Raw genomic sequence first — 13,823 nt, forward strand, 5'->3', positions numbered from 1 at the left:
CCCCGCCCAGCCACAGCGGACAACCGGGCCAATGCGGTTCACTCGTATGCAGAACACCTATCCCACTAGAACACCTAGCCCACCTATCCCGCTCACCTATCTCACTCACAGATCGGAACGAAACCGCCCGCCACCCATACCGACTTCGTCGACCACGGCGGCACGCATGCCGCAGCATTCACGAAAGGAGTCCCAGAATGAATGGCTTCACCACCGACCACAGTCGCACCTCCGGCGACGACCCCCACCATCGGCCGTCGCAGAGCCGCACGCGTACGGTCCGCGCACGCACGGCCCACACCGGTAGGCTCGCCGCGATCACCGCCGCCAGCGCGCTGGTCGTCGGATTCGGCACCGGAGCCGCGGGCATGGCGCTCATCCGCGCGAACGCGGCGAACACGAGCGCCCCCGGCGTCATGACCGGCCAACCCGGCGGCATGGGCGGCGGTGCCGACACCATGACCTTCGACTATTCCGGCACCTACTCCGCCGCGCTCACCGCCGACGGGGAAAGCGTCGAATCGGACGGAGAAACCACCGCCGCCAGCGAAACCGACCAGAACGTGGCCCTGGCCGAAAACGGCGGCACGCTCACGCTCAGCGACGCGACCCTGAACAAAAGCGGCGATTCCGATAACGCCGACAACTGCAATTTCTACGGCACGAACTCAATCGCGCTGACCGTCGGCGAGGGGTCGCGAACCATCATCAGCGACTCCACGCTCACCGCCGACTCGGACGGGTCGAACGGCGTGTTCGCCACCGACTCGGGCACCGCGCTCGTCAACAACACCACCATCACCACCTCCGCCGACAACTCGCGCGGACTCGACGCGACCTACGGCGGCACGATCCTCGCCGCGTCGATCACCGCCGATACGGCCGGAGACCATAGCGCCACCGTGGCCACCGACCGCGGCGGCGGATCGATCTCGCTGAACACGGCCGACCTGAGCACGGCCGGATCGGGCTCGCCGCTGCTGTATTCCACCGGCGACGTGCAGGTGACCGGCGTGACGGGCACGGCGAGCGGATCGCAGATCGCCGGCATGGAGGGATACAACACCATACTGATCAACGACTCCACGCTGGAAAGCACCATCACCGAGAAAACCGCCAGCGATCCGGTCGCCAACGCCGTGATCATCTACCAGTCGACCTCAGGCGACGCGGAAACCTCGACCGGCGAGCACGCCACCTTCCAGGTGAAGGACTCCACGTTGAAATCGGCCATCGAATCCGGTTCGATGTTCTACTTCACCAACACCACCGCCGACGTGGTGCTCTCGAACACCGCGCTCGACTTCGACACCGACAAGGCGGCCCTGATCACCGCGGCCGGCAACGATGCGAACAACTGGGGACAGGCGGGCTCGAACGGCGCGACCGTGACCTTCACCGGCCGAAACCAGACGCTCGCCGGCACGGTGGCCGCCGACACAATCTCGTCGGTCACGCTCAACCTGTTGGAGGGCTCGACTTGGACGGGCGCGGCCGAAATCACCGAGAACGCGAGTGCCACGGACGAAGCCACCACCGACGCGCCCATCACCGTGAACGTGGACGGCACCTCGACCTGGGTGGTGACCGAAGACACGACGGTATCCGCGCTGAACGTGGCCGACGGCGGCAGTGTGGTGGACGAGGACGGACGCACGGTGAGCATCGTGGCGGGCGGCGAAACCATCGTCTCCGGCACCAGCGACGTGACCGTGACCGTCACCGGCGAGTACGGCACCACCGTCGGCGAGGAGCAGACCGGCGAATACACCGAACTCAGCGAGGACCTCATCGACCGCAGCGACTTCGACGAACAGTTCGGCACCTCCACCTCGTGGAGCATGACGTAGCGCGGCGGCGTCACCGCACAGGGCTGAGGCCCGCTCCCGACCCTGCGCGGTCGCACGCACGGTCATATAACCGCACGGTCACGTGACTGCACGGCCACATAACCACACATCACACAATCACACAGCCACATAACCCAACGACCACACGACCATCCCATCATTCGGCCGCGTTTTATTCGCGGCCATACGAAAGGACATCCCATGACCGACAACACCACTTCCATCTCCAACGAACAGCCGAACATCGCTACCAACACATCTGCGGGAGGCACACAACAGAACACCTACCCGTATGGCACGGCTCAGTACGGAACATCTCAGTACGGAACACCCCAGTACGGCGGTGCTTATGCGGACGCGCCATATGGCGGCACCCCATACGGCGGCTATACGCCGTATCCGTCGGCATCCGCAGGCGCGGGGGTGAACGCGGGCGCGCAGGCGAAAAACGCCAAGTCCACGCTGGGAGGAAAAACCATCGCCATGATCGTCGGCATTGCGCTGGCCTGCGGACTGGTCGGCGGCGCGGGCGGCGCGCTCGCGGTCAACGCGCTGGTCGGGCAGACCTCGAGCACACAGATGGAAATGCAAATGCCGGGCGATATGGATAGCGACATGGGCGATATGGGAGGCATGGGCGGATTCGGCGGCCAATCCGGCGACGGCCAAAGCGCACCCGACGGCATGTCGCAAGGCGGTTCCTCCGATAGCGGCCAATCCGGCGGAGACAGCGCTGACACTGGCAGCGGCAGCACCGGCAGCAATAACTCCAGCAGCGATAGCGACGCTGGCACCAACGCCTTCGGCGATTCCTCTATGACCATCTAGACCAATCGGTTGGGGCGTTGCCAAACACGCCCCAACGACGCCCCAACCGGATTCGAAACCGCCCCCGAAAAGAGGTGGGAACGAGTTTGGTGTGCCGGATTCTCCAAGCAAGGCCGATTTCGCACACCAAACTTTCAAATCAATCGTTTTACCCACGCGAGGCTCGACAAGCCCACACACCAAACTCAAAAACGATGTTTTCGGCGTGCATTTCAGATGGCGAACGGTGCGCGCATAATCGTGCACACGAATATTGGATAGTGAATGCCCCGCCTACCTGCTAGGCGCGCGCCACACGCCACGGGCAAGTCGCCAGCAGTGTAAGTGCAGCGAGCGCCCGTCTATCCTGCCGGGCGTGATACCAGTAGACACCCGCCAAGATAGACGGCTTGGCAACGCGAAACCTTTTTATCTGCCGAGTGCGGTGATGGGGATGACGTAGATGCCGTCATTGCGGCGATAGGCGAAGTCGCCCACGCCGATAAGCACGGCCAGGAATTCCGGAGGCCGCGTACGCGCGCCCGTGCTTTCCGTCAGTTTGGCGTTCAGCCGGTTCAGGTTGGCCGCCGCCTCATCCACCTTGTCTTGGCTAGCTTTGATTTCGATGCCCGCCCAACGTCCGTCCGCGAGCTCGATGATCGCGTCGCATTCCAAGCCGGAATCGTCGTGGTAGTACCGCACCGGTTCCACGCCGATGTCCGGCAAGGCGCGCGCGTACACCAGCAGATCGCGCATGCACAGGTTTTCGAACATCAACCCGAACGTCTGCCAATCCGCCAACAGCGCCGCCGGCCCCATGCCGAGCACCGCGGCCGCGATGGAGGGATCGGCGAAATACCGACGCGCCTTGGTCTGCAACCGTTTGGGTGAACGCGCGGGTGGCACCCATCCTGGCACGGGATCGATCACGAACATCCGCTCGAACATCGCCACGTATTCGGAAACCGTTCGGGCGGAGATAAAGTCGTCAAGATTCTCTTCCGCGCCGTACATATCTTTGCGCAAGGTTGCGAAGGTCACGGATTGACCGACATTGCGCGCCAGAGAGTTGAGCAGCCTTCGCGCGGATTCGGAGTCTTTACCTTGCCGGGGCACGCCTTCGGACAGTGTGAGACGCACGTATTCGCGAATCAGCACCTGGGCGTCGGACACAGGCATGGATTGCGCTTCCGGCCAACCGCCGCGGCAGACCATGTCCAACAGTTTGGTTGTGCTGCTTTCGGCTTTCGTGGGGGCGAACTCGCCTGCGAACAGGCCGGCAAGACTGACCTCCCCCGTGGAGTCGCCGGTTTCGGACAGGGTCATCGGACTCATGCGGATGCGCCCGATGCGACCGGAACCGGTATGCTGCGGCCGCTGGTCGTCACGCGGCGTGGAGGATCCCGTCAGAATCCATTGCCCCTTGCTGCCGGGTTCGTCGTCGACCTGATGACGGACCTCGTCCCACACGGCGGGCGCCAGTTGCCATTCGTCGATGACGTGCGGCCGCTCGCCGAGCAACATCAGGGAAGGATCCGCAGCCGCGAGCGCGAGATTGTTGTCGCGGTCCACATAGGTGATGCTTTCCGCATGCTGACGCGCGGACCATGTCTTGCCGCACCATTTGGTTCCGGCGATCTCCACCGCGCCGAATATGCGCATGTAGCGTTCGATCTGTTCGTCAACGATGCGCGGGCGATAGCCTTCGGGTTTGACTTGGGATGCTCTCTGTTCGGCCATATTCCGCCCTTTCTTACCCATCGGACATCCACCAACGACAAAAATCCGAACTTCTCAACCACCAAAATCCGAATCTTCCAACTACAATAATCCGAATTCTCTAACTACCAAAATCCGAATCGTTACATCTATGTCATCACTGGAGTGAGATGCCTCGACTCCGCTCGGCATGACGATGCAGCCATCATCAACGTCATCCTGAACGAAAGCCGCCCGCTCCTTGTCATCCTGAGCGGAGGCCGTAAGGCCGGAGTCGAAGGATCTCCACCCTCCCACTCGCCAGAGATGCCTCGACTCCGCTCGGCATGACGATGCAGCCATCACGCCGTCGTTCCGAATGGAGGTGGAAATACATGGCTCTGCTCGAAATGACGGCCGCTATGGCTGGAGTTCATTGAAGAAGGTGAGGATGTCTGTGTTGGCGCGGCGGCTTTCCGGCCATTCGGGGTTGGTGACGTTGAAGACGTGCTGGAGTTTGGCGCGGTTTTGCGCGTGGTATTCCCGATAGCGGTGGGCGACGCCGCGTTTATCCAACACTTCGTGGAGCCGTCGCGTGTGCGCGTATAGCAAGGCGTCGTCGGGCGTGGTCAGGATGAACGTCGGCGGCAGCTCACCCATGGGGAGCACATATTCGATGGAGGCCATACGCGCGTATTCTGCGTCTTTGCGCGGCTCGTCGAACAGCAGGGAACCGAGCAGCCTGAACGACGTCTCGGCTTGACTCCAGTCGCCGCGCAGATCCGATGCCGGGCACGACACGGCCACCGCGCGGATCCGCCATTCGTCCGCGCGCACGCCGTAGTATTCCCGCAAGGCCGGCGAGCTTGCCGTCAACGCCGTCAGCAGGGTCAGATGCCCGCCGGCGCTGTCGCCGGTGACGAACAGCCGATCCATGTCGAAGCCGTAGTCCCGCGCGTGCGCGGCCACCCAGTCGAGCGCCGCGAAGATATCCGCCAGCTGCCCGGCGAAGTCGGTTTCGGGCTGCAGCCTGTAGTTGATATTGACCACACGGAAGCCGCGCGATGCGAAATACTTCGCCTGCGATTCGTTGGTCGCCTTGGAGCCGGCCACCCATCCGCCGCCGTGAATCACCACCAGCACCGGCCCCGCGGCCCCTTGCGTATCGCCGTACACATCCAGCCGATGAGCACGGATGCCGTCGGCAAGATACGGTAGATCGAGATGTGTTTCGAGCCGATCGTAGACATGCCCGTAGGCCCGCACCCGAGCCCACACCTCCCCCGCGTCCTTCAGCCGCAGTGCGTCCAGCAGCAGTTTGCGACCAAGCCTATCGAGTTCCATATCCGCCGCCTTTCGCCGACTATCCCATGCACCCCACCATAGACCCGCACAGCTGAAAGGGCGGCCAAAGTACACCTCATCGTCTCGCCCCCACCCCTTTGTCACCACCCCGAGCGGGGCATGTTCATGCCGCGATTCGACGTACAAACCGCCCAATTGCACTTACCTGCATTAGCGGTAGTGGATTTTCGTGTCCGCGGAAGTCGATCTGCGTTAGCGGTAGTGCTCCTTTGCCGCCATCTCGTCTATACTCGCTGAAATACCAAGCCTGATACGGGGCGTATGCCCTAAAGACCACCGCCGCTAACGCAGATCGACTTCCGCGGACACGAAAATCCACTACCGCTAACGTAGATAGGACTGTCCAGACCACCGGTTGCCGCCACGAACCCTCCTCTGCTCAGGAGGATAAAGAAAGGCGGTCGACGTAAGCACGTCAACCGCCTGATCGCAACAGGAGAGAAAGGAAGAAAAGCTATTGGAGAGCCGTCACTCGGCGGCAGGCACCTCCTTCACCACAGTCTTGAGCTTGCGGTTGCACAGTATCAGAGCCGCGATGCACAGCACGGCGATCATCACCAATTCCACGCTGGTTATGATCACATACCGATGCCAATCCAGCGTACGGGAACCGATCAACTGAGCGCGCGAATCCATATACAGAATATGGTGTGCGGCCTGCTGCAAGTAGTAGATATCCGCATCCGTTTCGCATCGGACATCCACACCTCCACCGATCAGCAACCATGCATCAGTGCCCGCACGCAACGCCGCATCCGCAGAGCCACGCACCAGTTCATCTTCAGGCATATCGGTGACTGTCTTCCCACGGAAGCCCCATTCATCGCGCAACACCTCAGTCATCAGCGCTTCGGAAGTGCCAACCCAGTCGTCACCGATGAAATTCATACTGTTCATCAGCGCGGTGGTGCCGCCATCTTTCACCGCCATCTCAAACGGCTTGAGATAGATTTCTCGAATGGCCTGTTCGTTGCTGTAGGTGTGGAGTCGACCGGAACGTTCCGTCTCCTGATCATTCAATGCGAAATGCTTGATATAGGTGTTCAGACCGTTCTCTCGAGTGACCTCCACCACGTCAGCAGCCATACGTCCGGAGAGATAGGAGTCCTCGGAATAGTATTCATAGTTCCTTCCAGAGAAGGCCCAACGATGCATGTTCATAGCAGGTGCGTTCCATCCCGTCAGACCGAGCGAATGACACTGATCAGACATCTGAGCGCCGAATTCCTGCGCCAGCTCCGTATTGAACGTGGCCGCCAGCAATGGAATGCTTGGATAGGCAACGCCCTTCAGGTCGGAGCCGAACATCCACGCGATGCCCAGCGGCCCGTCGGCGTCCGTCGTTTCCGGCTTGTCAATCGACTTGATTTCCGGAGATGAGTATGCGGAATCCTCGACCAGCGCCTGCAGCTCATCCAAGGTCAACTGCGAGATGAGCTCCTGCCATTGTTCATCGTCATAGTCGACATCGGCCATATCCGCCAAAGTCAGATCACCGTCGACGGCATAGTCGACGCCTTCCTGCATAGTTTGCGTCACCATTGTGTCGTACGACTCATCGTAGGCGTTGGGGTCATCCTCAAACGCAGTGGACTTGAGTTCAGAGCTCACGGAATTCATTGCATCCGCGTAATTGGCGAAACCGTTCTGACGGGACAGATAGATGCCACGTGCGGCATCATCGAATTGGTTGTACGCCTGCTGATCGTCCGTGGAACGTTTGTTGTCTCCGGAGAAGAAATACTGTTCCTGCATGTGTCCGGACACCTGTCCATACGATTCATGCGCATTGGCGCGGACCGAGAACACATATTCGCCTGCGTCCAGCATATACGCGCCGGTCGTTCCATCCGCGTTTTCATACGTGGAATCATACGAAGCGAGATCCTCCACAGAGACTTCCACCGTCAACGTCTGAGATTCGCCAGGCTGCAGCTCGTCGGTTTTGGCATAGCCGACCAGCGAGACCGCCGCCTTTTCGACTCCGTGTTGGCGATCGTAATCCGTGTAGGGAGCCGTCACATACAGCTGCACCACTTCCTTGCCGGCCACAGCGCCGGTGTTCGTCACTTCGACATCGACACTGACGGTACCGTCCGATTCGATGGCGGAACCATCCTGCAGACCACCTACGATATGCTGCTCAAAAGTCGTGTATGACAAGCCATATCCGAACGGGAACGCCACTATGCTGTCGTAGTCCCGTCCGTAGTCATAGGTCCTCTGCGTCTTGGTATTGGTGATCACTGCTTCTTCGGCGTAGGCGGTCTCAAACCACTTGTACCCCAAATAGATACCTTCGACGTAGTCGACATAGTGGCTGCCCTCACGGTTTGAGGCTTCTTGCTCGCCAAAGTTTTCACTCACCGGGTTACTGTAATTGTCATACAGCCAGGTGTCGGGCAGCTTGCCAGACGGATTGACTTCGCCGGTAAGGATTTTGCCAAGCGCGCTGAAGCCATAAGGCCCAGGCAAGCCGGCCCACACACAAGCATCCACCCCATACTCGTCCAGAAATCCCATTTCCAAAGCGTTGGCGCTGTTCACCACAACAATCAGCGTGTCGAACGTCTCGCTCGCCCGCTGGAGGATGTCGCGCTCGTTGGGGCTGAGCTGCAGATAATCCGCACCATCCACGGTGCCATACATGGTCAGGTCGTCACCTTCACCGCCGGAACGCCCCAGCACCATAATCGCAGTATCGGAGTATTCCCGCATCGCTTCGAATGACGCTGTACCGGTAAAGGAATCAACCGGCACCTCATCATTAGACAGACTCACCGCTTGATATCCCAGATCCTCGCCGGTGGGCTCGGAGACAGAATATACGGCTTCATCAACCGGAGCGCTGTTGGTCTCGATACCGGCGCTGTTCAGCGAGCCGATGATGGAAATAGAGTCGCCTGCGGAGACGCTACCCGAACCGGAACCGCTATACACCGGATTGTATGCGGCAGAGCCCAATAGATTCACTTGCTGCGATTGCAGAGGCAACGCGCCATTATCGTTACGCATCAACGTCATACCCTCGCCGCCGATGCGATCAATCAGGTCATACCAGTCGTCTTTATCAGTAGCGACTTCCACACTTCCCTGATCGGTTTTAGTGAACACACTATCGATATTCGCCGAGTATGTCGATGTCAGCAGATTCAAAGCCACGGTCGCGCCAACGACGACGACAGCCACAGTCCCCAGCAGCGCGTTCCCAGCGACAACATGCTTTGCAACCACCACTCCAACTTGCTTCTTTCGTCGCATATGTATGGTCAGTGCAATGGCTGATGCCACGATGACGATTGCTAAAACAATTACGAGCGCGATGCAATAATTGATGAACATCTCAGGTGATGCCGCAATCATGTCAATCCTCCTTTGGATTTCTTCTCTTGTGTTGTTTGTTGAACAGTTACTTTTGTTTGAAGATGATCTTCATGATGGGGTAGAAGACCCAGAACGAGATCGCGCAGTTGATGAGCATGGTCACCAGGTCGGCGACCGTGGCACCGGTGCCGGAGCCCATCACGCCGATGCACCAGCCGTAGAGCGGCGCTTTGTACAGGCCCTGCAGCGCGGCCGCGCCGATCGTGATGATCGCGTAGGCGAGCACGTACCAGGCCGCGGCCTTCCACACGTTGCCGGTGGATTTGAAGGTCACGTTGCGTTGGGTGATGAAGTTGATCACCTGCGCCACGGCCATCGCGATCTCCACGGCGAGGAAGTACGCGAGTCCGCCGCCACCGCCGGACGCGATCGAACCGGCCGCGTAGTCGAACACGTAGTAGGCGCTGCCATCGATGTTCTGCCCGACGGGGAGCACCTGGAACGTGGTGTCGACCAGCGCGGTGAAGCCGAACGCCCATTTGAGCACCGGCATCAGCACCAGTTGCAGCACGGTCACCGCGTTGCACACGATGAAGAACATGATGAACTCGGCCAGTCCGTGATGCTTGGCGTCGAACGCCGCCCACCAGCCTTTGACCGCGCGCACGACGGCGTTGCCCTGCATGGCGACGCCACCGCCCGCGCCGGATTCGCCGCCGACTTCGCCGTTGACGTTGGCTCCGACGCTGGCCTCAACGTTGATTCCGACTGTGTTCTGCGTCATTGTTTCACCTCCTTTGAGTTGAGTTCGAACGATTGGAAATCCATGGATCCCTCGCCCCGGTACGTGAAGTACAGGGCGGCCGGCCGGTCGCCGACGGCAGGCGGTTCGGCCGGAGCGCTGTACGCGCCCCACGCCGCCCCCGCCGCGGATTCGCCCGTTTGCACGGGGATTTCGGCGATGACGCGCCCGCCGTCCGGGTCGAAACTGACGCGCATCACGCCTTGCGCCGGCCCGCGAGCGCCGTCTCCCTTGTGGGCACGCATGGTGACCGCGATCGACGAGACTTGGTCGAGTCCGTCGAAGTATTTGAATCCGGCGACCGCGCCGTCGTGCATATTGGCGATGTATTGCCTCGCGACCGGCGTCGCGCCGACCGCGGCCGGGTTCACGTCGCGCCTGTCTTGCGTGAAGTAGGGATGCGCGGCCAGCCGCTTCTTCGGATTCGACCCGTCGTATCGGCCCGCCCCGTCCGCACTCCACAGGTTGCAGGCGATGCGCGCCTCGTAAATCCCCTTGCCGCGCAATGGTCCGCCGTTGAGTCCGCAGCTGGTGACTTCGGCCTGGGCGAACCGCCAGACGCCCCGCTCGTCGCGCGTGGCCTCCAGCTTCTCCGCGCAGGCTTGGCGCGCGTAGGAGCTGCGGTTGGTCTGACGATGGTAGAAGGTGTAGAAGTCGTCGCCGATGCGCAGCATGCCGCCGTGGGTGTTGCCCGTGTAGTTCGAGGCGGTCTTCTCGTCCACGTATCCCTTAAGTCCCACGTCGCCGATGCTGACCAGCGTGCCACCGAACTCGAAGCCTTCGGTCGGCCGATCGGAGACCGCATAGCACAGCTCGTGGTTGAGTCGGGACGAGTACACGAAGTAGTAGCGGCCGTCGTATTTGCGCATCGAGCTGGCTTCGAAGAACTCATGCCCGGCGAAGGAGCCCGGCCCCGACTTGGGGAACAGCAGCTTCTCCGGCGTTTTGATGGTGACCATGTCGTCTTCGAGTTCGAGCACGTACCCGCCGTCGAAGCCGAGTTTGCGGCCACCGGTCGCGATGGCCGGCACGGGCGTGTAGAAGCCGGAGTACAGGTAGACGCGGTTGTCGTCGTCCACCAGCACGCCGGGGTCGAAGGGGAAGGAATCACCCTTGCGCCGACCCCACAGGGTGCCGTCGGGGTAATGCACGTGGCCGTGGAATTCGAACGGTCCGGCCGGATGGTCGGCCACGGCCACGCCCATCAATCCCATGAAATCGAAGGCGTAATACAGGTAGTAGCGGCCGTCCGGACCGACGGTCACATCGGGCGCGAACAGCAGTCGCAGGCCGAGTCGGTTCTTCGGATCCTGGTTTTTGCGGTAGATCACGCCCTCGTAGCGCCAGTCACTCAGGTCGTCTACCGGAGCGGACCAGGTGACGTAGTCGTTCACGCAGAACATCGGAGCGCCGAAGCGGTCGTGCGAGCCGTAGATGTAGACCCGGTCGCCGAACACGTACGGTTCGGCGTCGGGAATGTACTCGCCGGCCGGCAGATAGGGGTTGAACGCTTGGTTGCTCACGTTAGGTTCCTTCGTCGTCGAAAACTCCACATTGATGTTGGAACCATATTCGCAAAGCCGGGCGCGGCATAGGCGACCGTTGCACAAACGGAAAGTTTATTGCACGAACGAAGTGGTGAGATTCCTCGACTCCGCTCGGAATGACGGCGGCGTAAAGCTATCGCAGGGGCAGGAGCACGGTGAGTTCGAACCAGTGGTCTTTGGGGCCGACGGTGAGGGTGCCGCCGTATTGGGCGACGGTGTGGCGCACGCTTTTGAGGCCGAAGCCGTGGTAGCGCTTGTCGCGTTTGGTGGTGGCGGGCAGATCATCGTTCGCCGACGCCGGCAAGGCACGCGTGGTGCCGGCACCTCCGTCGGCGCCACGCCCCGCACCGACACCGCCAAGCGCGCCGGTATCCGCGTCCATCAGGTAGTTTTCCACGCGCACGAGCGCGAAACCGTTCGCCTCGGAGACCGAGACGTGGATCAGTCGCTTGGCGGGGTCGGCGATACGCCGTTCGTATTCGATGGCGTTGTCGAGCGCATTGCCGAATATCGTGCAGATATCCATCTCGTTCACGCGCGCGAGCAATGCGCCGTCGGCCACGCAGGTCAGCTCGATGCCGTCCTTCGCGCACACCAGTCCTTTGGCGGTGAGCATGGTGTCAAGCACCGCATTGCCGGTTTTGTATTGTGCCTCGTATGTTTTGATGCCCCGTTCGATGTCGTCGAGGTAGCGTTCGCGCCGGTCCGGGTCGCTTTCGCGCCGCAACACCGCGATCTGGTGTTTGAGATCGTGGTATTTGTGGTTGATGACGGCCACGCTTTCCTTCGACTGCTGGTATTGCGCGTATTGCATGTCGAGCAGGTTGCGGATCGAGTCCAGCTCTTTGCGCGCGTGGTTCTCGCACAATTGGATATGGAAGGCGTACATGAAGGCCACGCCGCCGAACCCTACCAGTGTGCGGATGTTGAACACTTCGGTACCGATGGTGCTGGTGAACGGGGTGGCGGTGGACACATAGCTCAGATTGCTCAACGCGAATGTGGTGTCCGCGATGATCACCGCCGTGAGCAGCTCATGTCCGGTGACGTCGGGCGCGGCGAGGTCGGGCCGCCGCTCCAGCAGCACCACCGCGCCGAACACGGCGCCGTACACCACCAGCAGCATCAGCGCCTGCACCCAAACGGCCTGGCTCCAGCCGTACCGCGACACCATATGGAAGTACAGCTGCCATTCGATGGACGCGGCGAATTCGGCGAGCAGGAACGCGCGCATCAGCCAGTAGACGGCGGTGACGGCGGTGAAGCGGCAGCACGCCCATATCGTCAGCAGCATGATGCCCAACGCGATCGCCATACCCGGCAGCCACAGGGCCACCGGCACAATGCCGATGCCGATCTGCACCAGAACCAACGCCGCGAGCGAGACCGCCGCCACCGCCACATCGCGCGGGCGGGGCAGCTTGCGCACGCATAGGCCGATGATCACCATGCACGACAGCCATTCGGCGAGCGCCGTGTAGATTTTCGGAATATCGGGGATGACGCCGACGCTGTTCATTTGGCGACCGCGCCCAGATAGTTGGCGAGCGCGTCGAGCAGTTCGCGCTGTTTGGCGCGGCTGACCATCACCAGGTCGCCGCCGACCTTCGCATAGCCGTCTTCGACGCCCCTCACGTGGGCGAGGTTGACGAGATAGCCTTTGTTGCAGCGGAAGAAGCCTTCGTCGCGCAGCCGCTCCTCCACCTCCTTCATGGACGCGGTGGTGGATTCGAACACGCCCTCCTTGGTGTGGTAGGCGAGACGGTGGCCGCTGCTTTCGATCCACAGAATCGACGAGACGGGCACGCGGCTGGTGCTGTTTTTGGCTGTGATGGTCACGTAGGTCTCCTCGCGGCGGCGCATGCGGGAGATCGCGCGGCCAAGCCGTTGGGTGAACGCGAAGTAGGAGATGGGTTTGAGCACGTAGTCGAGCGCGTCCACTTTGTAGCCTTGGATCGCGTATTGGGCCATGTTGGTGATGAACATGATGACGACTTCGCGGTCGATCTCGCGGATGCGTTCGGCGGCGGTCATGCCGTCCATCGAAGCCATTTCGATATCCATAAGGATGATGTCGTAGGCGGTGCGGTAGTTCGCGACGATGTCCTCGCCGTCGGGGAAGCGGGTAATGACGAAACGTTCGCCGATCTCCTCGCCGTATCGCGTAAGGTAGTTCTCAAGCGTGCGCGCGTATTCCGTTTCGTCTTCGACGATGGCGACCTGTATCACCGCTTCCATCACCTCCTGGCGGAGCCTCGACGCCCCGAGCCCATCATAACTGACGGCTTCAAGGTAGCCACTCCGCGACCACATGCGAAGACGCCAGTTTTCCTTGGAAAATCAAGGAAAACCATACCAGACCTTGAAAAAAGCAAATGGCGAACCTTGAAGAATGCAAATGGCGGCGGGGTGGTGTACGCTACTGGAGGC

The 13,823-nt window shown here is 61.0% G+C and carries 9 protein-coding genes; 2 read left to right on the forward strand and 7 right to left on the reverse strand.

The window, feature by feature from the left end:
- Positions 1-197: 197 nt before the first annotated feature.
- Positions 198-1,850, forward strand: a complete 1,653-nt coding sequence (locus BE0216_RS06505) for an adhesin (protein ID WP_226805721.1) — start codon at positions 198-200, stop codon at positions 1,848-1,850.
- A gap of 201 nt (positions 1,851-2,051) precedes the next feature.
- Positions 2,052-2,678, forward strand: coding sequence for a hypothetical protein (locus tag BE0216_RS06510; protein ID WP_094635949.1), 627 nt, complete (start codon positions 2,052-2,054; stop codon positions 2,676-2,678).
- 408 nt (positions 2,679-3,086) lie between these two features.
- Here the strand turns inward: BE0216_RS06510 and BE0216_RS06515 are convergent, their stop codons facing one another.
- From BE0216_RS06515 to BE0216_RS06545, 7 genes are all read right to left on the reverse strand, one after another.
- Positions 3,087-4,397, reverse strand: a complete 1,311-nt coding sequence (locus BE0216_RS06515; RefSeq protein WP_094635948.1) for an ATP-binding protein — start codon at positions 4,395-4,397, stop codon at positions 3,087-3,089.
- Positions 4,398-4,775: 378 nt separating this feature from the next.
- On the reverse strand, positions 4,776-5,699 hold the full coding sequence (locus tag BE0216_RS06520) for an alpha/beta hydrolase (RefSeq protein WP_094635947.1): 924 nt from the start codon (positions 5,697-5,699) through the stop codon (positions 4,776-4,778).
- Between the two features lie 489 nt (positions 5,700-6,188).
- Positions 6,189-9,083, reverse strand: coding sequence for a glycoside hydrolase family 3 protein (locus BE0216_RS06525; protein ID WP_094635946.1), 2,895 nt, complete (start codon positions 9,081-9,083; stop codon positions 6,189-6,191).
- Positions 9,084-9,129: 46 nt separating this feature from the next.
- A complete protein-coding gene (locus tag BE0216_RS06530; protein ID WP_226805722.1) occupies positions 9,130-9,828 on the reverse strand; it encodes a hypothetical protein in 699 nt (232 codons plus the stop codon).
- Positions 9,825-11,369 (reverse strand): family 43 glycosylhydrolase, encoded by a 1,545-nt coding sequence (locus BE0216_RS06535; RefSeq protein ID WP_094635945.1) that lies wholly within the window; start codon positions 11,367-11,369, stop codon positions 9,825-9,827. The genes BE0216_RS06530 and BE0216_RS06535 overlap by 4 nt, the downstream gene beginning before the upstream one ends.
- 157 nt (positions 11,370-11,526) lie before the next feature.
- On the reverse strand, positions 11,527-12,912 hold the full coding sequence (locus BE0216_RS06540) for a GHKL domain-containing protein (RefSeq protein ID WP_094635944.1): 1,386 nt from the start codon (positions 12,910-12,912) through the stop codon (positions 11,527-11,529).
- Positions 12,909-13,631, reverse strand: a complete 723-nt coding sequence (locus BE0216_RS06545) for a LytR/AlgR family response regulator transcription factor (RefSeq protein ID WP_094635943.1) — start codon at positions 13,629-13,631, stop codon at positions 12,909-12,911. The genes BE0216_RS06540 and BE0216_RS06545 overlap by 4 nt, the downstream gene beginning before the upstream one ends.
- Positions 13,632-13,823: the final 192 nt, after the last annotated feature.

It is taken from the genome of Bifidobacterium eulemuris, from assembly GCF_014898155.1.
GTDB lineage: Bacteria > Actinomycetota > Actinomycetes > Actinomycetales > Bifidobacteriaceae > Bifidobacterium > Bifidobacterium eulemuris.